The 25,748-nt window shown below is 72.9% G+C and carries 24 protein-coding genes; 21 read left to right on the forward strand and 3 right to left on the reverse strand.

Features of this window, described 5'->3' with window-relative positions:
• Positions 1-4: 4 nt before the first annotated feature.
• The 12 genes from dmpG (at position 5) to IEZ31_RS25090 (ending at position 14,689) form a co-directional block, all read left to right on the forward strand.
• On the forward strand, positions 5-1,018 hold the full coding sequence (dmpG, locus tag IEZ31_RS25035; RefSeq protein ID WP_190252407.1) for a 4-hydroxy-2-oxovalerate aldolase: 1,014 nt from the start codon (positions 5-7) through the stop codon (positions 1,016-1,018).
• Positions 1,015-1,755, forward strand: coding sequence for a 2-keto-4-pentenoate hydratase (locus IEZ31_RS25040; RefSeq protein WP_190252408.1), 741 nt, complete (start codon positions 1,015-1,017; stop codon positions 1,753-1,755). Before dmpG ends, IEZ31_RS25040 begins: the two co-directional genes overlap by 4 nt.
• Positions 1,755-2,168, forward strand: a complete 414-nt coding sequence (locus IEZ31_RS25045) for a RidA family protein (RefSeq protein WP_190252457.1) — start codon at positions 1,755-1,757, stop codon at positions 2,166-2,168. The genes IEZ31_RS25040 and IEZ31_RS25045 overlap by 1 nt, the downstream gene beginning before the upstream one ends.
• Positions 2,161-2,679 (forward strand): 3-hydroxyanthranilate 3,4-dioxygenase, encoded by a 519-nt coding sequence (locus IEZ31_RS25050; RefSeq protein WP_190252409.1) that lies wholly within the window; start codon positions 2,161-2,163, stop codon positions 2,677-2,679. Before IEZ31_RS25045 ends, IEZ31_RS25050 begins: the two co-directional genes overlap by 8 nt.
• A complete protein-coding gene (locus IEZ31_RS25055; protein WP_190252410.1) occupies positions 2,676-3,668 on the forward strand; it encodes an amidohydrolase family protein in 993 nt (330 codons plus the stop codon). Before IEZ31_RS25050 ends, IEZ31_RS25055 begins: the two co-directional genes overlap by 4 nt.
• A 255-nt stretch (positions 3,669-3,923) precedes the next feature.
• A complete protein-coding gene (locus tag IEZ31_RS25060; RefSeq protein WP_190252411.1) occupies positions 3,924-5,558 on the forward strand; it encodes an ABC transporter substrate-binding protein in 1,635 nt (544 codons plus the stop codon).
• Complete coding sequence (locus tag IEZ31_RS25065) at positions 5,559-6,569, forward strand: ABC transporter permease (protein WP_190252412.1); 1,011 nt, start codon at positions 5,559-5,561, stop codon at positions 6,567-6,569.
• Positions 6,569-7,426 (forward strand): ABC transporter permease, encoded by an 858-nt coding sequence (locus tag IEZ31_RS25070; protein ID WP_190252413.1) that lies wholly within the window; start codon positions 6,569-6,571, stop codon positions 7,424-7,426. The genes IEZ31_RS25065 and IEZ31_RS25070 overlap by 1 nt, the downstream gene beginning before the upstream one ends.
• A 10-nt stretch (positions 7,427-7,436) precedes the next feature.
• Positions 7,437-9,329, forward strand: a complete 1,893-nt coding sequence (locus IEZ31_RS25075) for a dipeptide ABC transporter ATP-binding protein (protein WP_229835817.1) — start codon at positions 7,437-7,439, stop codon at positions 9,327-9,329.
• Positions 9,326-11,362, forward strand: a complete 2,037-nt coding sequence (locus IEZ31_RS25080; protein WP_190252414.1) for a hydantoinase/oxoprolinase family protein — start codon at positions 9,326-9,328, stop codon at positions 11,360-11,362. Before IEZ31_RS25075 ends, IEZ31_RS25080 begins: the two co-directional genes overlap by 4 nt.
• Positions 11,359-13,038: a hydantoinase B/oxoprolinase family protein gene (locus IEZ31_RS25085; protein ID WP_190252415.1), complete on the forward strand. Its 1,680-nt coding sequence runs from the start codon at positions 11,359-11,361 to the stop codon at positions 13,036-13,038. The genes IEZ31_RS25080 and IEZ31_RS25085 overlap by 4 nt, the downstream gene beginning before the upstream one ends.
• Positions 13,031-14,689, forward strand: coding sequence for a hydantoinase B/oxoprolinase family protein (locus IEZ31_RS25090; RefSeq protein ID WP_190252416.1), 1,659 nt, complete (start codon positions 13,031-13,033; stop codon positions 14,687-14,689). The genes IEZ31_RS25085 and IEZ31_RS25090 overlap by 8 nt, the downstream gene beginning before the upstream one ends.
• A 14-nt stretch (positions 14,690-14,703) precedes the next feature.
• Here IEZ31_RS25090 and IEZ31_RS25095 read toward each other — a convergent pair whose 3' ends face one another.
• The gene (locus IEZ31_RS25095) at positions 14,704-16,008 is read right to left on the reverse strand and encodes an RNA-guided endonuclease InsQ/TnpB family protein (protein WP_229835818.1); all 1,305 of its coding nucleotides are present in this window, start codon (positions 16,006-16,008) and stop codon (positions 14,704-14,706) included.
• A gap of 56 nt (positions 16,009-16,064) precedes the next feature.
• Here IEZ31_RS25095 and IEZ31_RS25100 point away from each other — a divergent pair, with 56 nt between their 5' ends.
• Genes IEZ31_RS25100 through IEZ31_RS25125 form a run of 6 tightly spaced genes read left to right on the forward strand, consistent with a single transcriptional unit; the run spans position 16,065 to position 21,083 of the window.
• Positions 16,065-17,282 carry an amidohydrolase family protein gene (locus tag IEZ31_RS25100; protein ID WP_190252417.1) on the forward strand — a complete coding sequence of 406 codons (1,218 nt, stop codon included), beginning with the start codon at positions 16,065-16,067 and terminating at the stop codon, positions 17,280-17,282.
• Entirely contained in the window at positions 17,279-17,707 is a 429-nt protein-coding gene (locus IEZ31_RS25105) for a nuclear transport factor 2 family protein (protein ID WP_229835819.1), read from the forward strand. The genes IEZ31_RS25100 and IEZ31_RS25105 overlap by 4 nt, the downstream gene beginning before the upstream one ends.
• Positions 17,704-18,678, forward strand: coding sequence for a zinc-binding dehydrogenase (locus IEZ31_RS25110; RefSeq protein WP_190252418.1), 975 nt, complete (start codon positions 17,704-17,706; stop codon positions 18,676-18,678). Before IEZ31_RS25105 ends, IEZ31_RS25110 begins: the two co-directional genes overlap by 4 nt.
• Positions 18,679-18,682: 4 nt before the next feature.
• Complete coding sequence (locus tag IEZ31_RS25115) at positions 18,683-19,006, forward strand: TIGR04076 family protein (protein WP_190252419.1); 324 nt, start codon at positions 18,683-18,685, stop codon at positions 19,004-19,006.
• A complete protein-coding gene (locus IEZ31_RS25120; protein WP_229835820.1) occupies positions 19,003-20,028 on the forward strand; it encodes an LLM class flavin-dependent oxidoreductase in 1,026 nt (341 codons plus the stop codon). Before IEZ31_RS25115 ends, IEZ31_RS25120 begins: the two co-directional genes overlap by 4 nt.
• A complete protein-coding gene (locus IEZ31_RS25125; protein WP_190252420.1) occupies positions 20,025-21,083 on the forward strand; it encodes an alpha/beta hydrolase family protein in 1,059 nt (352 codons plus the stop codon). The genes IEZ31_RS25120 and IEZ31_RS25125 overlap by 4 nt, the downstream gene beginning before the upstream one ends.
• A 16-nt stretch (positions 21,084-21,099) precedes the next feature.
• Here IEZ31_RS25125 and IEZ31_RS25130 read toward each other — a convergent pair whose 3' ends face one another.
• Positions 21,100-21,720, reverse strand: coding sequence for a helix-turn-helix domain-containing protein (locus IEZ31_RS25130; protein WP_229835821.1), 621 nt, complete (start codon positions 21,718-21,720; stop codon positions 21,100-21,102).
• A 277-nt stretch (positions 21,721-21,997) separates the two neighbouring features.
• Between IEZ31_RS25130 and IEZ31_RS25135 the strand changes: the two genes are divergently transcribed.
• The 3 genes from IEZ31_RS25135 to IEZ31_RS25145 all read left to right on the forward strand — a co-directional run bounded on the left by IEZ31_RS25135 (position 21,998) and on the right by IEZ31_RS25145 (position 24,123).
• Complete coding sequence (locus IEZ31_RS25135) at positions 21,998-22,429, forward strand: COX15/CtaA family protein (RefSeq protein ID WP_190252421.1); 432 nt, start codon at positions 21,998-22,000, stop codon at positions 22,427-22,429.
• A gap of 3 nt (positions 22,430-22,432) precedes the next feature.
• On the forward strand, positions 22,433-23,893 hold the full coding sequence (locus IEZ31_RS25140) for a multicopper oxidase family protein (protein ID WP_229835822.1): 1,461 nt from the start codon (positions 22,433-22,435) through the stop codon (positions 23,891-23,893).
• Positions 23,894-23,976: 83 nt separating this feature from the next.
• Positions 23,977-24,123 (forward strand): hypothetical protein, encoded by a 147-nt coding sequence (locus IEZ31_RS25145; protein ID WP_190252422.1) that lies wholly within the window; start codon positions 23,977-23,979, stop codon positions 24,121-24,123.
• Positions 24,124-24,164: 41 nt separating this feature from the next.
• Here the strand turns inward: IEZ31_RS25145 and IEZ31_RS25150 are convergent, their stop codons facing one another.
• Complete coding sequence (locus tag IEZ31_RS25150) at positions 24,165-25,529, reverse strand: glycoside hydrolase family protein (protein ID WP_190252423.1); 1,365 nt, start codon at positions 25,527-25,529, stop codon at positions 24,165-24,167.
• Between the last annotated feature and the right edge of the window lie 219 nt (positions 25,530-25,748).

Raw genomic sequence — 25,748 nt, forward strand, 5'->3', positions numbered from 1 at the left:
TCGCATGACCGAGCGGCTGTACATCCAGGACGTGACGCTGCGCGACGGCATGCACGCCATCGCGCACCGGTACACCGTCGAGCAGGTGCGCACGATCGCCGCCGCGCTCGACGCGGCCGGGGTCGACGCCATCGAGGTCGCGCACGGCGACGGCCTGGCCGGGTCGAGCGTCAACTACGGCCGCGGCGCCGCCACCGACGCCGAGTGGATCGCGGCGGCCGCCGAGGCGATCACCGACGCGCGGCTGACCACGCTGCTGCTGCCGGGGATCGGCACCATCGCCGACCTCGAGCAGGCCCGGGACCTCGGGGTCACCAGCGTGCGGATCGCCACCCACTGCACGGAGGCCGACATCGCCGCCCAGCACATCGGCTGGGCGCGGGAGCACGGCATGGACGTCTCCGGCTTCCTGATGATGTCGCACATGAGCCCGCCGGCGGCGCTGGCCGAGCAGGCCAGGCTGATGGAGTCCTACGGCGCGCACTGCGTCTACGTCACCGACTCCGGCGGCCGGCTGCTCATGCGCGACGTCGCCGAGCGCGTGGACGCCTACCGCCAGGTGCTCGACCCGGCCACCCAGATCGGCATCCACGCCCACCACAACCTGTCGTTCGGCGTCGCCAACAGCGTCGTCGCCGTCGAGCACGGCACCGTGCGGGTCGACGCCTCCCTCGCCGGGCAGGGCGCCGGCGCCGGCAACGCGCCGCTGGAGGTGTTCGTGGCGGTCGCCGACCTGATGGGCTGGGAGCACGGCTGCGACACGTTCGCGCTCATGGACGCGGCCGAGGACCTGGTGCGGCCGCTGCAGGACCGTCCCGTGCGGGTCGACCGGGAGACCCTCTCGCTGGGCTACGCCGGGGTCTACTCCAGCTTCCTGCGGCACGCCGAGCGGGCCTCGGAACGCTTCGGCGTGGACGTGCGGGACATCCTGGTGGAGCTGGGCCGCCGGCGGATGGTCGGCGGCCAGGAGGACATGATCGTCGACGTCGCCCTCGACCTGGTGAAGGAGCGCGGATGAGCGGCGCAGACCTGGCAGACCTGGCAGAGCGGCTCGACGAGGCCGAGCGGACCCGCACGGCGATCCCCCAGGTGGTCTCGCAGAGCGGCGCCGACGCCGACCAGGCGTACCGCATCCAGGCGGCGCTCGTGGCGCTGCGGATGCACCGCGGCGAGCGGCTCGCCGGCCTCAAGCTGGGCCTGACCAGCCGGGCCAAGATGGTGCAGGTCGGCGTCGACCAGGTGATCTGGGGCCGGCTCACCGACGCGATGCGGATCGAGGACGGCGGCACGGTCGACGCCGGCCGGTACATCCACCCCCGCGTCGAGCCGGAGGTGGCCTTCCGCCTCGACGCCGACGGCAACGCCACCGCGGTCGCGCCCGCGCTGGAGCTGATCGACTCGCGCTACGCCGACTTCAGGTTCACGCTGCCCGACGTGATCGCCGACAACACCTCGGCGGCCGGGTTCGTCGTCGGCGCCTGGCAACCGCTGCCGGCCGGCCTGGACAACCTGGGCGTGCTGCTGGAGGTCGACGGGCGGGTCGCCCAGATCGGCTCCACGGCCGCCATCCTGGGCGACCCCCGCCGGGCTCTGACGGCCGCGGCCACGCTGGCCTCCTCGGCGGGTGTACCGCTGGAGGACGGCTGGGTGCTGCTCGCCGGCGCCGCGACGGCGGCGGTGCCGCTGGCGCCCGGTGCCCACGTGCGCGCGGTCGTCGAGGGCCTCGGCACCGCCTCCCTGCGGGCGCTGTCGTGATCGTCGAGGGCGCGGCCCGGCCGCGCGGCCGCTTCCCGCACGTGAGGGTCGCGGGCGGGTTCGCGTTCGTCTCCGGCACGTCGTCGCGCCGGCCCGACAACAGCATCGCCGGGGCGTCGGTGGACGCGATGGGCACGACGAGCCTCGACATCCGCGAGCAGACCCGGGCCGTGCTGCGCAACATCGACGGCATCCTCGCCGCGGTCGGCGCGTCGCTCGCCGACGTGGTGCAGGTGACCACGTACCTCGTGAACATGAACGACTTCGGCGGCTACAACGAGGTCTACGGCGAGTTCTTCGACGAGACCGGGCCGGCCCGCACCACCGTGGCGGTGCACCAGCTGCCGCACCCGCATTTGCTGATCGAGATCCAGGCCGTCGCGCTGATCCCCCGTGGAGGTGGAGATGACTGACATGTCCCCGGTGAGCTTTCCCGACTGGCTCGCCGAGAACCAGCACCTGCTCAAGCCGCCGGTCGGCAACAAGCAGCTGTTCCCGACCGGCTCGGACTTCATCGTGATGGTCGTCGGGGGGCCCAACCAGCGCACCGACTTCCACGTCGACCCGTACGAGGAGTTCTTCTACCAGATCAAGGGCAGCATGCACCTCGACGTCATCACGCCCGAGGGCCCGGACACGGTGCACATCAAGGAGGGCGGGATGTGGCTGCTGCCCGGCAACATGCCCCACTCGCCGCAGCGTGAGGCCGGCTCGATCGGCATCGTGGTGGAGCGGGTGCGCGAGGAAGGGACCCTGGAGAAGTTCCAGTGGTACTGCCCGTCCTGCGGGAACAAGGTGCACGAGGTCGAGCTGCAGGTGCGTGACATCGTGGTCGACCTGCCACCCGTGTTCCAGGCGTTCTACGAGGACGAGCAGGCGCGGACCTGCACGCGGTGCGGCACCGTGCACCCGGGTAAGGGATGAGGGTCGACGTCCACACCCACCTGGTGCCGTTCGGCTGGCCGGATCTCGCGGCCGAGTGCGGCGGCACCGGGTGGCCGTGGCTGCGCGTCGACTCCGAGCGCGCTGCGATGATCATGGTGGGGTCCACCGAGTTCCGGCCGATCGGCCCGCCGGCGTGGGACGCGCCGACGCGCCTGGAGGACATGGACGCCGACGGCGTCGACCTGCAGGTGATCTCCCCGACGCCGGTGTTCTTCTCCTACGACCGCCCGGCGAGCCAGGCGGTCAAGGTCGCCCGGATCTTCAACGACCTGACGCTGAAGCTGGCCGCCGAGGGCGCGGGCCGGTTCGTGCCGTTCTGCCAGGTGCCGCTGCAGGACCCGGACGCGGCCTGCGTCGAGCTCGACCGCTGCCTGGCCAACGGGCACGTCGGCGTCGAGATCGGCAACCACGTCGGCGAGCGTGACCTCGACGATCCGGGCATCGTGTCGTTCCTGCAGCACTGCGCGGCGGTCGGCGCGCCGGTGTTCGTGCACCCGTGGGACATGCCGGCCGGTCCGCGCCTGGACCGGTGGATGGCCCGCTGGCTGACCGGCATGCCCGCCGAGACCCACCTGTCGATCGTGGCGATGATCCTCGGCGGCGTCTTCGACGCGGTACCGCCGTCGCTGCGGATCTGCTTCGCGCACGGCGGCGGCAGCTTCGCCTTCTGGCTCGGGCGGGCCGAGAACGCCTGGCACCGCCGTGGCGACGTGGTCCGGGGCCGCTCGGCCCAACCGCCGTCGCACTACGTCGACCGCTTCTCGGTCGACTCCGTCGTGTTCGACCCGGCCGCCCTGCGGCTGCTGGTCGAGACGCTGGGGGAGGACCGGGTCATGGTCGGCAGCGACTACCCGTATCCCCTGGGCGAGCGGCCGGTCGGCGCGGTGGTCGACCGGGCCGGCTTCCTGGACGAGGGCCAGCGGGCGAAGCTGCTGGGGGCCAACGCGCTGCGGTTCCTCGGGCGCTGACGGGCCGCCCGCGGGCAGGCGGACACCGGGCCGTGCGACGACGTCGTCGCACGGCCCGGCCCCGTTTCCGGGCCGCTCAGACCGCGGTTTCGTACTTGTGAAATCCCGTGAACAAACCCGATCCGCGGCATCCCCCGTACGGCCGGACAGTGCCGCCATGAGCAGTATCTTTCCTGTTCACTGCGAGACGCATCTTGTTCACTGAACTCGCGCCTGATAGAACATCGAGCAGGTCGGGCTAACAGAGGAGTGAACATGGCAGACTCTCCCCTTCTCTCCCGCCGCTCCGTACTCCAGCTCGGCGGCGTGGGCGCGCTCCTGCTCGCCACCGGCGCCTGCGCGAGCGGCAGCAAGAACAACCCTTCGTCGTCAGCCTCCGGCGGCGCCAAGTCGTCGACCCTGAAGATCGCGGTGTCCAGCTACATCAGCAGCTGGGACCAGGACTTCGTCGGCTTCGACCTGACCGCCCTGATGCTGTACAAGAACGTCTTCCCATACATGATCGACTACGGCGTGAAGACCGTCGGCGGCAGCCGGATCCTCGACACCGAGAACGTCATGCCGACGTTCGCCGAGTCCTTCGAGCCGGACGCCGAGAAGAAGGTGTGGACGCTCAAGCTGCGCAAGGGCGTCAAGTTCCCCAGCGGCAACGAGCTCAAGGCCGCCGACGTGAAGTGGTCGAAGGACCGGGCGTTCGCCGCCAAGGCCAACGTTGCCGGCATCTACCGCACGATCGGCCTCACCAAGGCCGAGCAGGTCGTCGTGGTCGACGACTACACGGTCGAGTTCCACCAGGAGTTCCCGAGCGCGCTGACCAAGCAGATCCAGGCCATCTCGCTGTACGTCTTCGACTCCGTCGAGGCGAAGAAGCACGCCACCGACGCGGACCCGTGGGCCAAGGAGTGGTTCGCGAAGAACCCGCCCACCGGCGGCTACTTCAACGTCACCAAGGCCACCCAGGGCCAGGAGATCGAGCTCACCGCGAACGACGCCTACCCGGGCCCGGACCCGGCCAAGACCAAGACGATCCGCATCTCGGTCGTCCCGGCCGCCGCCAACCAGCGGCTGCAGTTGCAGGCCGGGGACATCGACATCGCGCTGGGCGCGAGCCCGCGCGACATCAAGGACCTCAAGAGCGCCGCCGGCATCGCGGTGCTCTCGGCGGCCAGCAACTCGCAGGTCGCCATCCAGATGTCGACGACCACCGCGCCGTTCGACGACGTGAACGTGCGCAAGGCGCTGGCCTACGCCACGCCGTACGAGCAGATCATCAAGAACGTCTACGGCGGCGACGCCCGGCCGACGAAGAGCGTCGTGCCGCTGGACATGCCGGGATACTCCGAGAAGGGGTACCCGTACACGTACGACATCGACAAGGCCAAGGCGGCGCTCGCCGCGTCGGGCAAGCCGTCGATCACCTCGGAACTGGTCTTCCAGACCGACAACGACGAGCAGCAGCAGATCGCGGTGCTGGTGCAGAGCGAGGCCCGCAAGGCCGGCATCGAGCTCAAGCTGACCCCGCTCGACCCGGCGACGCTCGCCGACCGGCGCGGGAAGAAGAACATCCCGCTGCAGATCACGTCCGGCCAGCTGTGGGTCAACGACGTGGAGTACATGCTGGCGACGAGCTTCGTCCAGGGCGCCAACCTCAACTACGCCAACTACACCAACCCGAAGATCGAGCAGATCTACCAGCAGTCGCACACCACCGTGGACACCGGCGCGCGCAACCAGCTCTGGGCACAGGTGCAGGAGGTCATGGCCGAGGACGTGCCGTGGGTGGTGATCTGCCAGCCCAACTTCAACCTGCCGGTACGCGAGTCGGTGGCCGGCTGGGTGCAGCCGATGGACGGCCTGGCCCGCCTGCGCTACCTGGGTGCGTCGGCGTAGATGCGCGTCCTCCGGTTCGTCGCCCGCCGGCTGCTCCAGCTCATTCCGGTCCTGCTCGGGGTGGTCGTGCTGACATTCCTGCTGGTCCGGGTGCTGCCCGGCGACCCGATCCGGACCATTCTCGGGCCCAACGCGACCGCCGCCGACGAGGCGGCGGCGCGGGCCCGGTTCGGCCTCGACCGGCCGCTGTGGCGCCAGTTCACCGACTACCTCGGCGGCCTGTTCACCGGGGACTTCGGCACGTCCATCCAGAGTGGACAGGCGGTCGCCGGCGAGATGGCGCTGCGGATCGGCCCCACCATGGAGCTGGTCGTGCTGGCGGTGGCGATCGCCGTGGTGATCGCCACCGTCGTCGGGCTGTGGTCGGCCCGGCACGCGAACCGGGCCGGCGACCACGGCATCCGGGTGCTCGCGCTGATCGGCAACTCGATGCCGGAGTTTTGGCTCGGCCTGGTGCTGATCCTCGTCGGCTACGCCGGCCTGGGCTGGTTCCCGGCGCCGAGCGGCCGCGTCGACCCGGACACCGACCTCACCCCGATCACCGGCGCCGACGCGCTCGACGCCCTGCTGACCGGCAACATGCCGGCGCTGACCTCGGCGCTGTGGCACCTGGCGCTGCCGGTGCTCACGCTCGTCATCGTGATCGTGGCCCCGCTGCTGCGCAGCGTGCGCGCGTCGGCCCTGGAGGTGCTGCGCTCGGAGCCCTACGCGGCGGCCGAGGCCCACGGGCTGCCCGGCCGGCTGCTGCGCCGCGGCTACCTGGTGCGGGCGGCGCTGGTGCGCCTGCCGTCGCTGGCCGCCCTCGTCTTCGGCTTCTCCATCGGCTCGACGGTGCTCATCGAGTACGTCTACTCCTGGCAGGGCTTCGGCCAGTGGGCGCTGCGCGGCCTGCTCTACCGCGACTACCCGGTGGTGCAGGCGTCGGTGCTGGTGATCGCGTTCCTCTACGTCGTGGTGTTCCTGATCGCCGACGTCGTGCACGCCATGCTCGACCCGAGGGTGAGGATCTGATGTCGCTGCTGCGCAGCGGCCGGCGCCGGGAGAACCGCGACGGCCGCTTCGGTACCGTCCTGGTGGCGACCGGCGCCGGGATCCTGGCCGTCGTCGCGCTGGCCGTGCTGCTCGGCCCGCTGCTCACCGCGTGGGGGCCGAACGAGATCGACACGGCCGCACCCACCCTCGCCGAGCCCGGCGGCGCGCACCTGTTCGGCACCGACGTCAACGGCATGGACGTGTGGAGCCGGCTGCTGTACGCGGGCCGCGTCGACCTCGGCATCGCGATCGCCGCGGTCGCCGTCGCCGTCGTGCTGGGCAGCGTCCTCGGCGTCGTCGCCGGCTACTTCGGCGGCTGGCTCGACGACGTCCTGATGCGCCTGACCGACATCTTCCAGGCGTTCCCCACGTTCATCCTGGCGCTCGCCGTCGCCGCCCTGCTGGGCAGCGGGCCGGTCAACCTGACCGTCGCGATCGCGCTGGTGAACGCGCCCGCCTACGCCCGCCTGGTGCGCGCCGAGGTCCGCACGATCCGCGACCTGACCTACGTTGACGCCGCGCGCACCTCCGGCGCCTCGACGATCGGGCTGCTGTGGCGGCACGTGCTGCCGAACAGCATCACGCCGGTGCGGGTGATCGCCCCGCTCAACTGCGGCTGGGCGATGCTCACCCTGGCCGGCCTGTCGTTCCTCGGGCTGGGCATCCCGGTGCCCGACGCCGAGTGGGGCGCCATGATCAGCCTCGGCACCGGCGACGTGGTCGCCGGCCGGTGGTGGACCTCGGTGCCGCCCGGCATCGCACTGCTCGTCTGCGTCCTGGGCTTCAGCCTTCTCGGCGAGGGCCTGCAGGAGCGCGCCGACCGGGTCCGACGGTGAGGAGCCGCACGTGAGCCTGCTTTCGATCGACAACCTCTCCGTCGTCATCGGCGGCCGCGTCGCCGCGCTCAGTGACGTCTCGTTCGCCGTCGACGCCGGCGAGGTCGTCGGGCTGGTCGGGGAGAGCGGCGGCGGCAAGAGCATGGTCGGCCGGGCGATCGTCGGCATGCTGCCCACCGGCTCGGTGGCCACCGGCCGGGTCGGCTTCGACGGCATCGACGTGCTGGCCATGTCCCCCGAGCGGCTGGCCCACCACCGCGGCCACGGCGCCGCGATGTGCTTCCAGAATCCGCGCGGCGCGCTCAGCCCGACCCGGACCGCGGGGCGGCAGCTGATCGACCGGCTCCGGACCCACCAGGAGATGGACGACGAGCGGGCCCGCAAGTCGGCGCTGGAGCTGTTCGAGGCGGTCGGCATCCGCAGCGCCCGCCGTCGCCTCGGCGCCTACCCGCACGAGCTGTCCGGCGGCATGGCGCAGCGGGTGATGATCTCGCTCGCCACCGGGTGCGCGCCGCGTCTGCTCATCGCCGACGAGCCGACCACCGGCCTCGACGTCACGCTGACCGCCGAGATCCTGCGCCAGTTCCGCCACGCCGCCGACTCCGACGGCCGCGGCGTGCTGCTGGTCTCCCACGACATCAACGCGATCGCGGCCGTGTGCGACCGCATCGTGGTCCTCTACGCCGGCACCGTCGTCGAGACCGGCCCGGCCCGGCAGGTGCTGACCGCGCCGGCGCACCCGTACACCCGGGCCCTGCTGCGCTCGGTGCCCGACCTCGACGGCCGGCCCGTGGTGGTGACGCCGGGCGCGATGCCGCTGCTGCGCGAGGCCCCGGCCGCGTGCCCCTTCGCGCCCCGCTGCGCGCACGCCGAGGACGACTGCCGCACCGCCCGCCCGCGGCCGGCGCAGCAGGGCCGGCAGTGGACGGCGGCCTGCTTCCACCCGCTGCACGACGCCGTCGAGGCGGGCCAGGCGACCGACGTCACGGTCGGCATCCCCGCCCGGCGGCCCGCCCCGGCCGCCGGCGCCGAGCCCGTGCTCGTCGTGGACGACGCGCACGTGGTCTACAAGAGCCGGTTCGGCCGGGGCGGGCACCACGCACTGCGCGGGGTCAGCCTCACCGTCGCCAAGGGCGAGCGGATCGGCGTCGTCGGCGAGAGCGGGTGCGGCAAGTCCACCCTCGCCCGGCTCATCGTGGGACTGGCCAAGCCGACCCGCGGCAGCGTCACGGCCGCCCGCAGCTCGCTGGTCTTCCAGGACCCGGTCGGCTCGCTCAGCCCGCGCCGGACCGTCGAGGACGCGATCGGCGAACCGCTGCGCGCGCTCGGCGTTCCCGCGGCCGAGCGGGCCGGCCGGGCGGCCGCCGTGCTCGACCGGATGGAGCTGGACCGCTCGATCCTCGCCCGGCGGCCGCACGAGCTGAGCGGCGGCCAGGCGCAGCGGGTCGGCATCGCCCGCGCGCTCGTCGCCGAGCCGGACCTGATCGTCTTCGACGAGCCGACGTCGGCGCTGGACGTGACCGTGCAGGCGCAGATTCTCGCGGTGATCGACGAGGTCGCCGCGGACCGCTCGCACGGCTCGGTGTTCATCTCGCACGACCTGGCCACCGTCCGCGGGTTCGCCGACCGGGTCGTCGTGCTCTACCTCGGCCGGATCGTCGAGGAGGGGCCGGTCGGGGAGGTCTTCGCGCGGCCGCGGCACCCCTACACGCGGGCGTTGCTGTCGCGCGGCGTCGCCCTGGTGCGCGATCTGGAGGAGGCCGACGCGACGGCCGGGTGCGCCCTCGCCGCCCGGTGCCCGTTCGTCACCGACCGGTGCCGCGGCGAGGACCAGCAGTTGCAGCAGTACGGGGAGAGCCGGGCCGCCTGCTGGCGGGTGCCGGAGATCGGAGAGTTGGTGTGAGCCTCAGGCTGGCCGTCGACATCGGCGGCACGTTCGTCGACGCGATGGAGCTGGACACCCGGACCAACCGGGTACGGTTCCGCAAGGCGTCGACGACCCCCGCCCGCCCGGCCGACGGCGTGCTCGCCGCGGTGGCCGCGCTCGGCACGGACCTGTCCGACGTCGAGCTGTTCATCCACGGCACGACGCTGGGCCTCAACGCGGTGCTGGAGCGCCGTGGCGCGGCGACCGGCATCATCACCAACGAGGGCTTCCGGGACGTGTTCCTGATCGGGCGCGGCAACGTCCCGTCCGACCACATGTACGACTTCCAGTACGAACGCCCGCCGAGCCTGGTGAAGCGCCGGCACACGGCGGGCGTGCGGGGGCGCCTGGACTACAAGGGCCGGGTGGTCGAGGAGCTCGACGCCGAGTCGGTGCTGGCCGCGGCCCGCGAGCTGGTCGAGGTGCAGGGCGTGCGGTCGATCGCCATCTGCTTCCTGCACGCGTTCCTCGACCCGTCGCACGAGCGCGCCGCGGCGGCTCTCATCCGCGAGCGGTACCCCGACGTCAGCCTCTCGCTGTCGACCGACATCGCGCGGGAGTACCGCGAGTACGAACGCACCAGCACCACCGTGCTGGAGGCGTACATCCGCCCGATCTTCGAGCGCTACGTCGACGAGCTGGAGCGGGGGCTGGCCGACGGCGGCTTCGCCGGGCGCTTCCTCATCATGCGCTCCGGTGGCGGGTCGATGACCAGCGAGGCGGCCAAGCGCTCGCCGACCCACACCGTCCTCAGCGGACCGGCCGGCGGCATCGTCGGCGCCGCGTACCTCGCCGGCGCGCTGGGCCGCGACAGCCTCCTCACCTTCGACATCGGGGGCACCTCGCTCGACGCGTGCGTCATCGAGCAGGGCAGCGCGGTCGCCGCCCACGAGGCGCAGCTGGAGCACTTCCCGCTGCTGATCCCGACGTACGACATCCGCACCATCGGCGCCGGCGGCGGCTCGATCGCCTGGCTCGACCGGGGGCTGCTCAAGGTCGGCCCGCAGAGCGCCGGCGCCGACCCGGGCCCGGTCTGCTACGGCCGCGGCGGCACCCGCCCGACGGTCACCGACGCGGCCGTCGCGCTCGGCTTCGTCGACCCCGACCGGTTCCTCGGCGGCGAGATGGGGCTGCAGGCCGACGCGGCCCGCAAGGCCCTCGACGAGCAGGTGGCCGCGCCGCTCGGGCTGGCGGTCGAGGCCGCGGCCGCGGGCATCTTCGACGTGCTGCTCGCGCGCACCGTCGGCGCGGTCCGCCAGATCACCGTCGAGCGCGGCCGCGACCCGCGGCAGTTCTCGCTGCTCGCCTTCGGCGGCGCCGGGCCGCTGCTGGCGCCGCTGCTCGCCCGGGAGATGGGCATCGCCGAGGTCATCGTGCCGTTCGCGCCGTCGGGCTTCTCGGCGTGGGGCATGCTCAGCGCCGACATCGAGGACAACTTCAGCCGTACCCTCATGACGCCGCTCGACGAGGTCGAGCCGGCCGCGGTCGAGGCGACCTTCGCCGAGGTCGAGGCCGAGGCGCTGGCCTCGCTGAGCGCGCAGGGCGTGCCCGCCGAGCTGGCGGTCCTGCAGCGGCAGCTGGAGCTGCGCTACCTCGGGCAGGAGCACAGCCTCACGGTCACGATCGGGCGCGACACCCTCGACCCCGACGGCGTGCGCGCCGCCTTCCAGGAGCTGCACACGGCCCGGTACGGCCACGCGATGGCCAACCGCCTGCAGATCCTGAACCTGCGGCTGCGCGCGGTGGGCCGCACGGCGAGCCCGACGCTGGTCGAGCCGCCGCCGGGCGACGGTGATCCGGCCCGGGCCCTGCTCGGGCGCCGGGACGCGTTCGACTTCGGCGCCCGCGCGGTCGTGCCGTTCGACGTCTACGACCGGGCGCTGCTCGCGCCGGGCGACGCGTTCGACGGCCCGGCCCTGGTCGACGAGGGCACGTCGACGACGGTGGTCCCCTCGGGCCAGCGGGTGTCGGTCGACGCGCACGGCTACCTGCTGGTGCGTGCGGCATGACCGGTTCGGAGCGAACCCAGCTGGACGGCGCCACCGCCGAGGTCGTGCGCTCCTACCTGCTCGCCGCGGCCGAGGAGATGCGCGCGACGCTCATCCGCACCTCGTTCAACCCGGTCATCTACGAGGTCCACGACTTCGGGCTCTCGCTGTACGACGCCGACCTGCGCCTGGTGGCCGAGGCGACCGGGCTGACGTTCTTCCTCGGCGCCAACGACTTCTCGCTCGCCAAGGGCGTGGAGTACGTCGGGCGGGAGAACCTGCACCCGGGTGACGTCGTGCTGCTCAACTACCCGTACTGGAACGCCGCGCACGCCTACGACGCGACGCTGTTCGCCCCGGTGTTCGAGCCCGGCGGGCCGCTGCTGGGCTTCCTCTGCGTCCGCGCGCACTGGATGGACCTCGGCGCCAAGGACCCGGGCTACGTGCTCGACTCCACCGACGTACACCAGGAAGGCATCCTCTTCCCGGGCACCAAGGTGGTGTCGCGCGGCGAGCCGGTCCGCGAGATCCACGAGCTGATCCGGTTCAACTCGCGCATGCCCGACGAGGTGATGGGCGACCTGCACGCCCAGATCGCCGCGCTGCGCACCGGCGAGCGCCGGCTGCTGGAGATCGTCGAGAAGTTCGGCCGGCCGACCGTCGAGGCGACGGTCGAGCGGATGATCGCCGACGGCGCCGCCCGCACCCGCTCGGCCCTGGCCGCGCTGCCGCAGGGCTCCTGGACCGCCGAGGACGTGCTCGACGACGACGGGATCACCGACGAGCCGATCCGGATGAACGTGACCGTCACGATCGCCGACGGGGCGTTCACGGTCGACTTCGCCGGGTCGTCGCCGGCCGTGGCCGGGCCGGTCAACATGCCCTACGGCGCGACCGAGGCGATCTGCAAGGTCATCCTCAAGTCGCTGACGTCGGCCGACCAGCCCTCCAACGCCGGCACCGTCGCGCCGCTGGTGGTGAAGGCGGAGCCCGGCACGCTGTTCCACGCCGTCTACCCGCAGCCGACGTTCACGCTCTGGACCGGCATCGTCGCGGTCGAGCTGATCCTCAAGGCGCTCGCGCAGGGCATGCCCGACCGGCTGCCGGCCTCGTCGGGCGGCGACGTGCCCGGGTTCATGATGGTCGGCATCCACCCCGACACCGGATCGCTGTTCGCGGTGTCCAACAACGAGCCGGTCGGCTGGGGCGGCACGGCGCACCACGACGGCATGAACGCCGCCACCCACGTCTCCGGCAGCACCGGGCGGATCACGCCGATCGAGGTGCTGGAGGCGAAGACCGGCATGTTCTTCGAGCGGATGGAGATGCGCACCGACTCGGGCGGGGCCGGCCGGTTCCGCGGCGGGGCGGGCCTGCACCGGGACATCCGGTTCGTCACGCCGGGGGAGTTCCTGTCGGTCATCAAGAAGACCAGGTCCCGGCCGTGGGCGCTGGACGGCGGGCGGTCCCCGGAGGCGAACCGGGTGATCATCTTCCCGGGTACCGACCGGGAACAGTCGGTCAGCACCAAGCGCACCGTCGTCGCCGCCGGCGACCGGGTCACGCTGCTGACCGCCGGTGGCGGCGGGCACGGCGACCCGCGCGAGCGCGACCCGGACCTGGTGCGCGAGGACGTCGCCGAGGGGTACGTGTCGGCGGAGCAGGCCCGCGAGGTCTACGGGGTCGACGATGCCTGAGGTCGACGGCGCCACCGCCGAGGTGGTGCGCAGCTACCTCGTGGCCGCGGCCGAGGAGATGCGTGCCGCGCTCGTGCGCACCGCGTTCAACCCGGTCATCTACGAGGTCCACGACTTCGGCATCTCGATCTACGACGCCGGCCTGCGCCTGGTCGCCGAGTCGACGGGCCTGTCGCGCTTCCTCGGCGCCAACGACTACTCGATCCGCAAGGGCGTGGCGTACGTCGGCCGGGACACGCTGCGACCGGGCGACGTCGTGCTGCTCAACTACCCGTACTGGAACGCCGCGCACGCCTACGACGCGACGCTGTTCGCGCCCGTGTTCGTCGGCGACGAGTTGGTGGCCTTCCTCTGCGTCCGGGCCCACTGGATGGACCTCGGCGCCAAGGACCCCGGCTACGTGCTCGACTCCACCGACGTACACCAGGAGGGCCTGCTGTTCCCGGGCACCCGCGTGTTCGCGGGTGGCGAGCCGGTCCGGGAGATCCTCGAGCTGATCCGCTTCAACTCGCGCATGCCCGACGCGGTGCTCGGCGACCTGCACGCCCAGGTGGCGTGCCTGCGCACCGGCGAGCGGCGGGTCGCCGAGCTGTTCGGCACCTACGGCCGGGCAACGGTGGGCGCGGTGGTCGACGCCGTCGTCGCCGCCGCCGAGCAGTCCGCCCGGGAGGCCGTCGACGCCCTGCCGCAGGGCTCGTGGACGGCCGAGGACTGGCTCGACGACGACGGGATCACCGACGACCCGATCCTGATGCGGGTCACCGTGACGATCGCCGGCGGCACGTTCACCGTCGACTTCGCCGGCTCGTCGCCGGCCGTGCCGGGCCCGGTCAACCTGCCCCTCGGCGCGACGATCGCCACCTGCCGGGTGGCGTTCAAGGCGATCACCACGCCGACCGAGCAGACGAACGCCGGCCACTTCGCGCCGCTGGTCGTCCGCGCCGAGCCGGGCACGCTCTTCCACGCCGTCTACCCGGCCGCGACGTTCACCCAGTGGACCGGCACCGTCGCGCTGGAGCTGATCTACAAGGCGCTGGCGCAGGGCATGAGCGGCCGGCTGCCGGCCTCGTCGGGCGGCGACGTGCCCGGGTTCATGATGGTCGGCGTCCACCCGGACACCGGTTCGCTGTTCGCGGTGTCCAACAACGAGCCGGTCGGCTGGGGCGGGACGCCCGACCACGACGGCATCGGACCGGCCAACCACCCGTGTCAGACCCAGGCCCGGATCACGCCGGTCGAGGTGCTGGAGGCGAAGACCGGCATGTTCTTCGAGCGGATGGAGATCCGCACCGACTCGGGCGGGGCCGGCCGGTTCCGCGGCGGGCCCGGGCTGCGCCGGGACATCCGGTTCGTGACCCCGGGCGAGTTCCTGTCGGTGATCAAGAAGACCAGGTCCCGGCCCTGGGCGAGCGACGGCGGCGCTGCCCCGGAGGCCAACCGCGTCGTGGTCTTCCCCGGCACCGCGCGGGAGCGCGCCGTGAGCACCAGGCGCACGACCGTCGCGGCCGGCGACCGGGTGACGGTGCTAACCGCCGGAGGCGGGGGACACGGGGACCCCGCCCTGCGCCATCCGGACGCGGTCCGTGAGGACGTGGCCGACGGCTACGTCTCCGCCGACGCCGCCCGCACGATCTACGGAGTGGAACCTTGACATCCTCCCCACGCCTAAAGGCGGGGGGTTCCGGCGGTCGCCCGCTGGGTTTCCTGCTTCACCGACGACTGCCCCGTCCGAGAGGACTCCCGTTGAGGTCTTACACCGCCTCCACAGGCGATCACGGAGAGCCCCTCCGCGAGGATGTTGCGGGCCGCGTTGACGTCACGGTCGTGGGTCTGCCCGCATCGGCAGGTCCACGACCGCATGTGCAGCGGCATCGGCTCAGCGAGAGCACCGCAGACCGAGCACAGCCTGGACGACGGGAACCAGCGGTCCACGACGACCAGGTTCCGGCCGTGCCAGCCGGCCTTGTACTCCAGCATGGTGCGCAACTGCCGCCAGGCCGCGTCGGAGATTGCGCGGGCCAGGCTGTGGTTGGTGACCATGTTGCGCACGGTCAGGTCCTCGATCACGATCGTTTGGTTCTCACGAACGAGCCGAGTGGTCAGTTTGTTCAGGTGGTCGCGGCGCCGATCGGTGATCCGGGCGTGGACGCGGGCCACCTGCAGCCGGGCCTTGGCCCAGTTTACGGAGCCCTGCTCCTTCCTGGCGAGGTTGCGCTGGGCGCGGGCCAGCCGTGCACGGTCGGCCCGCTCGTGGCGGGGGTTGGTGATCTTTTCGCCGGTGGAGAGGGTGAGGAGGCTGTCGAGCCCGGCGTCGATGCCGACGGCGCCGGTGGCCGGCGTTTGGTCGATGACGTCGTCGCAGAGCAGGGACACGAACCAGCGGCCGGCGGCGTCCTGCGACACGGTAACCGTGGACGGCGAGGCGCCCTCGGGCAGCGGCCGCGACCACACGATGTCCAGGGGCTCGGCCATCTTCGCCAGGGTCAACCGGCCGTCGCGCCACCGGAACGCGCTGGTGGTGTACTCCGCCGAGCGCCGCGAGCGTTTCTTGGACTTGAACGTCGGGTATTTGGCGCTTTTGGCCCAAAAGTTGGTGAACGCCGCCTGCAGATGCCGCAACGCCTGCTGCAACGGCACGGACGAGACCTCGTTAAGGAACGCCAGATCGTCGGTCTGCTTCCAGGCGGTGAGCATGGCCGAGGTGGCGTTGTAGCCGACCCGTTCCTCGCGCAGTGTCCACGCCTCGGTACGGGCTTGCAACGCCATGTTGTAGACCAGCCGGACGCACCCGAACGTGCGGGCAAGCTCGGCGGCTTGGGCGGGGCTCGGGTAGAAGCGGTACTTGAACGCCCGCTTCACAGCCCTGGACACAGCCCACAACCTAGCAGGCTTATTGATGAACCTTGCCGTGACACGCGCGTATACGCCGATCCGCCTTGGCTGCGGTCGAGTTTCCCTGCCCTGCCCCACAGGGGTTCCGTTTCCTTCTCACGGCTGAAGCCGGGGGTTTCCACGGAGGTATTCCGATGAGCCTGCTGCTGGAGAACTGCACGGTCGTCGACGGGCGCATCCAGCCGGTCGAGGACGCCGCCGTCTGGGTGGTCGGCGAGCGGATCGCCGCCGTCGGCCCCCGCGAGCGGGTGCTGGCCGAGGCCGGCGGCGACGCGACCCGCATCGACCTCGACGGCGCCTGGCTCACCCCGGGCCTGGCCAACATGCACACCCACCTGTCGCTCACCCTGCCCGGCGCGGCCGGCGACCGGCTCAAGCGGATGGGCCCGCACGAGCTCGCGCTGTACATGGCCGACGGCGCCCGCCGTACCCTCCACTGTGGAGTGACAACGGTCCGGTGCGTCGCCGAGAAGGACCACGCCGACTTCGCGCTGCGCCGCTCGATCGAGGCCGGCCGCACGCCCGGACCGCGGATCTTCACCGCCGGTCAGGCCCTGGTGTGCACCGGCGGCCACGGCCACGAGAGCAGCGACACTCTCGAGTGCGACGGCGTCGACGGGTTCCGGCGCGGGGTACGCCAGCAGGTCAGGGCCGGCGCCGACCTGATCAAGGTGATGATCTCCGGCGGCATCGCCGGCCGGCACGAGTCGATCGACACCCGCCAGTTGCATCCCGACGAGCTGGCGGCGGTACTGCAGACCGCGCACGACTGGGGGCGGCGGGTCACCGCCCATGCCGGCCCGGCGCCGGTCATCACCGAGGCGGTGGAACTGGGCCTCGACTGTGTCGAGCACGGCTACGAGCTGACCGCGGAACTGGCCGCACTCATGGCCGAACGCGGCACCGCCCTCGTGCCGACCCTGCTCGTCACCCGGTGCAAGGAGTTCTTCGACGAGCTCGGCGTGCCCGACTGGATGCAGCGGCGCTCGCTCGGCGCGGGCGAGCGGCACCTGGAGAGCTTCGCCATGGCCGTCGCCGCCGGGGTGGAGGTGCTGCTGGGCAGCGACATGCCGCCGTTCTGGCCGTTCGAGGGCACCAACGCCACCGTCCGCGAGCTGGAGCACATGTCGGCCGTCATCGGGCCCGAGCGGGCGCTCTACGCCGGCACGCTCGGGCCGGTGCGCTGGCTGCGGGCCGAGCAGGACCTGGGCACGGTCGAGCCGGGCAAGCTCGCGGACCTGATCGCGATGGACCGCGACCCGGCCGCCGACACCTCGGCCTTCCGCGGTGTGCGGTGGGTGATGCAGGGGGGCGCCGTGGTGCGCGACGACCGGTCGGGAGTGCGACCGTGACGGCGCGCCCCGAGCCGGCCGCCGAGCCGGCTCCCGAGACGGCCGGCGAGATCTCCGCCGCGATCGACGACATGTACGCGGCGTTCCTCGCCGGGGACCGGGGCCGCTTCGACGCCCACCTCGACCCGGACGTCACCACCTGGGAGTCGCACCTGCCCGGGCCGCTGCGCACCCGGGCCGAGCTGGACGAGTACCGCGACCGGCGCGACGCCGCCGGGCGCCGGCCGTTGCTGGCCGAGCTGGTCGCCCGGGGCAAGCGCATCGACGTGTGGGGCGACGTCGGGGTGGCCCGCTACGAGCTGCACGCCCGCGCCGAGGACCAGCGGCCGGAGCAGGTGTCGGTCACGCGCGTCACCGACGTGCTGCGCCGCACCGGCGACGGCTGGCGGATCGTCCACCACCACGCGGAGCTGGTGCGGCCGTGAAGCGCCTCGTCGCCCACCGCGACGGCGAGCCGCTCGACGTGCTCGCCGTCGCCGACGTGCCGGACGACCCGGAGCCCGGCCCGGGCCGGGTGCGTGTCGCGGTCGAGGCGGTCGGCCTCAACTTCCTCGACGTCATGCTGTGCCGCGGGACCTACCCGGTGCGGCCGGAGCCTCCGGTCACGCCCGGGGTCGAGTTCAGCGGCCGGGTGCTGAGCGGGCCGGACGCCGGCCGCGCGGTGATCGGCTGCCCGGCGCTGCCGCACGGCGCCCTCGGCGAGATCGTCACCATCGACGCGAACCTGCTCGTGCCGCGGCCCGCCGCGCTCGACCCGGTGATCGCCGCCGGGATCCCGGTGACGTACCAGACCGCGTGGTTCAGCCTGGAGCGCGCCGGGGTGTCCGCCGGGGACACCGTGCTGGTGCACGCCGGGGCCGGCGGGGTCGGCGTCGCGGCCACCCAGCTCGCGCTCGCCCGCGGCGCCCGGGTGATCTGCACCGCCGGCGGCCCGGCGAAGGTCGAGCTGTGCCGCGCCAACGGCGCCGACGTCGCGATCGACTACCACGCCGAGGACTTCGTCGCGGCCGTCGACGCCGCGACCGGCGGAACGGGCGTGGACGTCGTCGTCGACCCCGTCGGCGGCGACGTGTTCGCCCGCTCGCTGGACTGCCTCGCCCTCGAGGGGCGGATCGTCGCCGTGGGCGCCGCGGCCGGGCCGCCGCCGGCGGTCGACCCGATGCGCCTGGTGGCCCGCAACGCGACCCTCGTCGGCCTCTCGTGGGGCTCGGCCTATCCCTGGCAGCGGCCGGCCGAGGTCGCCGCCGCCTACGCGACGCTGTTCGCGCTGTGCGCCTCGGGCGCCGTCCGGCCGCCGGTCAACCGGGTCGAGCCGCTGGACGGGGCGCCCGCCGCCCTGCAGGACCTGGCCGCCGGGCGTACCACCGGCAAGATCGTCGTCCGGATCGGAGCGTGAGGAAATGTCCGAAGACAACGACATGGAGCTCTACGACCTCAGGGTCACCGTCGATCACATCGAGGGCCGCTCGGTCTGCGGGATGGCGGTCGGCGACTGCTTCGAGCTCGAGAACAGCGCCCACCTGCGGCTGCCCGACGGCAAGCACTTCTGCGTCTACGCCCTGGCGGCCGTCCTGCCGTTCCTGGCGGCCAAGCAGCGCGCGCTGCCGGACGGCGACTGGCTGGAGCGCGACACCCTGTTCTGCTGCCCCGATCCGGAGGAGCGCCTGGTGATGCGGGTCGAGCGCACCCGGCGGCGCGGGATGCGATCGGGCGACCTGACGTGAGCCCCCGGCCGAGGGCCGTGGTCGAGATCGGCCTGGGCATCCAGAGCGACAAGCGGCCCGGCGACTACGCCCGCCTGGCCCGGGCGGCCGAGGCGCACGGCTTCGACGTGCTGACCGTCTTCGGCGACCTCATGTTCCAGCCGCCGATCTTCCCGTTGCTGGAGATGGCCGGCGCGACCTCCCGGGTGCGCCTCGGCGCCGCCTGCCTCAACCCGTACTCGATGGCGCCCTACGAGATCGCCGGGCAGGTCGCCGCGCTCGACCTCGCCTCGGCCGGCCGCGCCTACCTCGGGCTGGCCCGGGGCACCTGGCTCGGCGCGGTCGGGATCGACCAGCCCCGCCCGATCGCCGCGCTCGGCGAGGCGGCCGAGGTGGTCTACCGGCTGCTCGGCGGCTGGACCGACGGCTTCGACGGCCGGGTGTTCCGGCTCGCGCCGGGCGTCGCCCTGCGCTACCCGACCCAGCGCCCCGACCCGCCGCTGCTGATCGGCGCGTGGGGGCCGCAGGGCGCGGCGCTCGCCGGCCGGATCGCCGCCGAGATCAAGGTCGGCGGCAGCGCCAACCCGGCGATGGCCGGCGTGGTGCGCGAGCGGCTGCGGGCCGGCGCCGAACCGGCCGGCCGGTCGGTGAGCGACGTGCGGATCGTGCTCGGCGCGGTGACCGTGGTCGACCGGGACGGGGCCGCCGCCCGGGCCAGGGCCCGCACCGAGGTCGCGATGTACCTCGCGGTGGTCGCCGAGCTCGACCCGACCGCGGGCGTGCCGGCGGATCTCGTCCGCCGGGTCGCCGAGCTGGTCGACCGGGGCGAGCACGAGGCCGCCGGCCGGCTCGTGCCCGACGACGTGCTCGACCTGTTCGCGTTCTCCGGCACGCCGGAGCAGGTCGCGGCGCAGGCGCAGGCGCTGATCGACGCCGGCGTCGGGCGGGTGGAGTTCGGCACGCCGCACGGGCTCACCGACGACGGCGGCGTGGACCTGCTGGGCGGCGCGGTGCTGCCCCTGCTGCGACGGGAGGCGCCGTGAACGTCGACGTGATCGTGGGCCCGGACCTGGTCGCCGACCTCGACCTGGTGGGCGAGCTGGCCGCGGCCGAGTTCGCCGGGCTCGGTGTGGCCGGCGCCGTCCGGGAGGCGCCGGACCTCGCGGCGGCGCTGGAGGGCACGACCGGCGCCGTCGTCGCGCTGCCGGGGCCCACGGCACCGGCCCGGCGGCTGATGACGGCGCCGGGCCGGCACGCCGCGCGCACGGTGTGGCTCGACCTCACCGCGACCGGGCCGCAGCCCGTCGCGGCCGGGTCGGAGCACCACCAGGGCCGCGAGATCTGGGGCGTCACCTGGGCCGTCCGGCGGGCCGTGCACCGGCTGCGGCACCCGGCCCGGCGCATCGCCTACGGCCCGGACGCGGAGCAGTGGGGCGAGCTGCGGCTGCCCGCCGGCACCGGCCCGGTGCCCGTCGCCGTGCTGCTGCACGGCGGCTTCTGGCGTTCGGTCTGGGGCGCCGACCTCATGGACGCGATGGCGATCGACCTGGCCGAGCGCGGCTTCGCCGCGTGGAACCTCGAGTACCGGCGCCCGGACCGGCACGGCTGGGCCGCGACGACGGCCGACGTGGCCGCGGGCCTGGCCTTCGCGGGCGCCGCCGACGCCCGGGTCGACCCGTCGCGGCTGGTGCTGTTCGGGCACTCCGCCGGCGGGCAGCTCGCGGTGCGGGCGGCGGCCGACGCGCCCGGGGCGGTCTCGGTGGTCGTGTCGCAGGCGGGCGTGCTCGACCTGGCCGAGGGGCAGCGGCGCGGGATCGGCACCGGGGCGGTCGCCGCGGCGCTGCGCGGCGACGAGGCCGCGCTGGCGGCGGCGGACCCGCTGCTGCGTCTGCCGCTGGGTGTGCCGGTGGTCGTGGTGCAGGGCCGGGCCGACGGCCTGGACCTCGTCGACATGTCCCGCCGCTACGCCCGGGCCGCGCTGGCCGCGGGCGACCGGGTGGTCCGGCTCGAACTGGCCGCCGACCATTTCGACGTGATCGACCCCCGCACGCCGGCCTGGACGGCCACGATGGACGCGGTCACCAAAATTTTGACGTGAGAGTGAACAACGATCTTCAGAACAGGCGCGGGGTCACCACCGAGACCACGGTGGTGACCTCGTCGGTGTCGTTGTAGAGCCGGTGCGGGGTGCTGGAGCGCAGGTGCAGGCTGTCGCCCGGGTAGAGCCGGTGCTCGACCCCGTCGACCTCGTAGAGCAGCTCACCCGACACCACGTAGGCGAACTCCTCGCCGGCGTGGCCGTAGGCCTCCTCGCGGCGCCCGCCGGGGGCGATGTGCACGACCATCGGCTCGAGCACCAGGTGCGGGCCGCGGTCGGAGAGCATGCGGTAGGTGGTCTGGCCGGAGACATACTCCGTCGCGCCGTTCTGGGCGCGGGTCAACGTGAAATGGTCCGGCAGGTCGTCGGTCGGCGCCGGCGGCGGCGCCGCCTGGTCCTCCTCGTGGAAGAACTCGGCGACCGGGCGGTCCAGCGCCGCGGCGACGCCGTTGAGGGCGGTCAGGCCGATCGCCGAGATGCCCCGCTCGACCTGGGAGAGGAACCCGATGGACAGGCCGGACTGGGTGGCCAGGCCGCGCAGCGTGAGCCCGCGCTCCTTGCGGAACTGACGCATCCGCGCACCGACCAGCGCTTGCCCGTTGTTGTCGACGCGGTCCTGCCTTGCCGTCGCGCGCACCTTCGAACCTCCTGCCGAAACTTGTTCGATCCTATCGAACTTGGTCCGGCGCTGAGGACCCCCGAGCGCCCCCGATCCTCGGTCATCCGCGCCACAGTTCCGGCGTTCTCCCGCACCGGCGGTGCCGCGCCGTGCGTGCGCCGCGACGGATCCGGGCGAAGCGGCTCGGCACCGACGTCTTGTGGGCTCGAACGGGTCAAATATGCGACGGCATGATCGCGGTGGGGTGGCTGACGCTGAGCGGGCAACTGCTTGCCTTCTTCAGGAGTCAGAACCCATGCGATCCACCTATAGAGTCTTCGCCTACCTGGTCGCGGCCGGCGTGCTGGTGCAAGTGGCCAGCGTCGCGTTCGCCTGGTTCACCGTCATTCAGGACATCGACGCCGGCGGTGTCTTCGACAAGAACGCCGGTGCCAATCCCGGGCACCTCACGCACGGCGTCACCGGCATGACCGTCATTCCGCTCGTGGCACTGATCTTCCTGATCCTGTCCTTCTTCGCCCGGATTCCCGGCGGCGTGAAGTGGGCGGCCATCACGTTCGGCCTGACGGCGCTGCAGGTGGCGCTGGCCTTCGTCGCGTTCAGCGCGCCGGTGGTCGGCACGCTGCACGGCCTCAACGCGTTCGCGCTGCTCGCCGTCGCCGTCATCGCCGGGCACCGGGTGCAGCGGGCGGTCACGGCGCCCGCGCCGCAGCCGGTCGCCGTCTGAGCGGTGCGACGCACACACCTCAGGGCCGCCGTCTCCGTCACGGCGGCCCTGGCCGTGCTGAGCCCGCTCGGGTGGTGGTGGCAGGACAGCCTGGTGCCGGACGCCTACTCCATCATGGACATGGGCTACGCCGACTACGGCGGCGGGGTGAGCCACGAGGGCATGCACCACGGCGGCACGGCCGTCACCGCCCTCACCGGCCCGCGCGACCGGCCCGCCGACGTGTCCGTCACGCTGGTCGCCCGGGCCGAGCGGATCCAGCTCCCCGACGGGCGCAGCGTGGCCGGCTACACCCTCAACCACGCCTCGCCCGGCCCCGAGATCCGGGCCGAGCAGGGGCAGCTGGTCGAGGTACGCCTGGTCAACGAGTCCGTGCCGGACGGCGTCACCCTCCACTGGCACGGCTACGACGTGCCCAACGCGGAGGACGGCGTGGCCGGCGTGACCCAGGACGCGGTCGCGGTGGGCGGGGAGCACGTCTACCGGTTCGTCGCCGCCGATGCGGGCACCTACTGGTACCACTCCCATCAGGTCTCGCACGAGCAGGTGCGGCTGGGGCTGTTCGGCGCGCTCGTGGTCAGCCCGCCGGGCGGCACCCGAGCCGGCGTCGACCGGCTCGCGCTGGTGCACACCTACGCCGGCCGTCGCACGATCGCCGGCCGGCCGGGCGAGACCAGGGTCTCCGCGGCCGCGGGCGGGACCGTGCGGGTCCGCCTGGTCAACACCGACCAGGGCACGCTGCGGGCGTGGGTGTCCGGCGCGCCCTATCGGGTCGTCGCGGTCGACGGCCACGAGGTCACGGCGCCACCGCCGGTCACCGCCGCGGCGATCGTCCTGGCCGCGGGTGCCCGGGCCGATCTGGAGCTGGTGGTACCGCAGGGAAGCGGCGCCGTGCGCGTCGACGTCGGGGCGGGCACCGCGCTCGTGTTCGGCCCGGACGGCGCGACGGCCCCGGCCGATCCCGAGCCCCGCACGGCGGTCGACCTGCTGTCGTACGGCGCACCGGCCCCGCTCGGCTTCGACCCGTCCGCGGCGACCCGCCGGTTCGAGTACCGCATCGGCCGCCGCCCCGGCTTCCTCGACGGCCGGCCGGGCCTGTGGTGGACGATCAACGGTCACCTGTACCCCGACGTGCCGATGTTCATGGTCGGCCCGGGCGACGTCGTCCGCATGAGCATCGCGAACGACAGCGGCGAGACCCACCCGATGCACCTGCACGGCCATCACGCGGTGGTGCTGAGCCGCAACGGCACGGCGGCCACCGGCAGCCCGTGGTGGACGGACTCGCTGGAGGTCGCGGACGGCGAGCGGTACGAGATCGCCTTCGTGGCCGACAACCCGGGCGTGTGGGTGGACCACTGCCACAACCTGGACCACGCGGCCGAGGGTCTGCTGGCCCACCTGTCCTACGTGGGCGTCACCACCCCGTACCGCATCGGCGACCATCGCAACCACCCCGAATGATCCCGTCCGGGCCGGCGCCCCGTTCCGCACCCGCGGACCCGGCGCCGGCCCGCCTCACGTGTCCACGCCGTTCGCTCGCCGGCGTGGCCGCGTTCGAGGACTTCGCCGGCCGGTACGAGCGCCTCGGCTTCACCGACATCGTCTTCCACGACCCGCGCTCCGACGACCCGGTCTTCACCGACGCCCCGGCCGTCGTCGACGCGATCGCCGCCCGCTTCGCACGCCGGTAGCGATCGTCAGCGCCCCACGCATCGCCCCCGGGTAGCGGCGCTCACCGGTCCTGTCGCTGGTCGTGCGGAACGGTGACCGTGACGGTGCAGCCGGCCGGGCGGCCGATCTCGTCGTGGCCGCGATAGGTCAGGGTGTAGACCCGGTCGCCGCCGTTGCCGGCGCGTTCGGCACGCAGCCGCCCGGTCAGCGACGGTTGTCCCGGGACGAATCCCGTGACGTCCGCCGCGTCTGCACCGGTGATGCCGACGAGCTCGAACGCGCGGGGTCCGAGGACGCCGTCCGGGAGGTCGACGCTGACGTTGACGTCGACCATGCGGTGGTTCGGCGGCCACAGCCGCGGCCGGTCGACGGTGCAGTTCATTTGCCGCTCGGGCAGCGGTTCGTCCAGGGTGGCCACCGCGTGCCCGATGGTGGCGGTGAGCCGCCCACCGGCCTCGTAGTACATGTGGACGGTGGTGCCGTCGAAGTAGAAGGTGGGTGCCGCGGAGCGGCCCAGGTCCGGTGCGGCCGCCATCGAGTCGTGCACGACGCCGAGGTGGATCTCCTGGTCGAAGTCGTCGCCGACGTCCACGGCGTGCATGTTTCCGTCGGCGGCATGGAAGATCACCAGGTTGCGGCCCTGCCAGCGCAGGTAGAACGGGCCGGACGCGTTGGGGCCTTCGTCGCCCTGCGGGACGACGATCGGCTGCGGCTGGATCGTCCAGGTCCGGGCGTCGGTGGAGACGGCCCACCGGATGCGCCGCGACACCGGACCGGTCGGGCCGGGCGGCGCGGCCGTCGGGTTGTCCATGAACAGCATCAGGTACCGGCTGCCGAGCCGCGGGATCGACTGTTCGAAGACCCGGGCGTACGAGGTCTCGCCGCCGGTGCTGGCGTCGCGCTGGACCGCCGTGCCGCCGTACTCGAAATGGATGCCGTCGTCGGACGTGGCGTACCGGGTGATCGAGTTCTCGCCGTGGAAGTAGAGGAACAGCTTCTGCTCGCCTTCGATCCACACGGCGTGCGGTGAGGAGATGTGGCTGACCGTGTTGTAGTACGGCGGCCAGCTGTTGGAGATCAGCGGGTTGACCGGGTACTCGGTCCAGGGGCCGTCGATGGAATCGGCGTAGGCCAGCGAGATGCCGCCCGGCCGCTCGTGCGGCGCGTAGTACAGGTAGTAGGCGCCGAGCGGGTTGGCGAAGTAGTCGGCCGCCCGGATGACGCTGGGGAAGATGAACTCGTTCGTCGGGTTGTACGTCAGCCGGCTCTTGTCGAACGCCGTGCCGGCATAGCTGAAGGTGGGAAAGCTGAACGGGGCGGTGTCGGCCGGCGCCGCGGTCGCGGCCGGCGTCGCGGCGAGGGCGGCGGTGACGAGTCCGGTCGCCGCGGCGTAGGCGGTGCGGCGGGCGAGGCGCTGAGATGTCACAGAGTTCTCCCTTGGCGGACGGTGGTGGGCGTGGCGCGCGGTCGTACGACGGGCACGACAGACCGTCCGGTCGATGAACGGCGAACGGTGGAAATCGGCTAGGAGCGCGGCGGTGGAACCGGAAGGTCCACAATGGACGGGGACGCCGCCGGCGGTCGCGGATGCCGGTGGACACTCCGCGCGGGCCGGTCACAGCCGTGCGTCATCTGTCCCTCCCGC

The sequence above is a fragment of the Dactylosporangium sucinum genome (genome assembly GCF_014647515.1).
GTDB classification, from domain to species: Bacteria; Actinomycetota; Actinomycetes; order Mycobacteriales; family Micromonosporaceae; genus Dactylosporangium; species Dactylosporangium sucinum.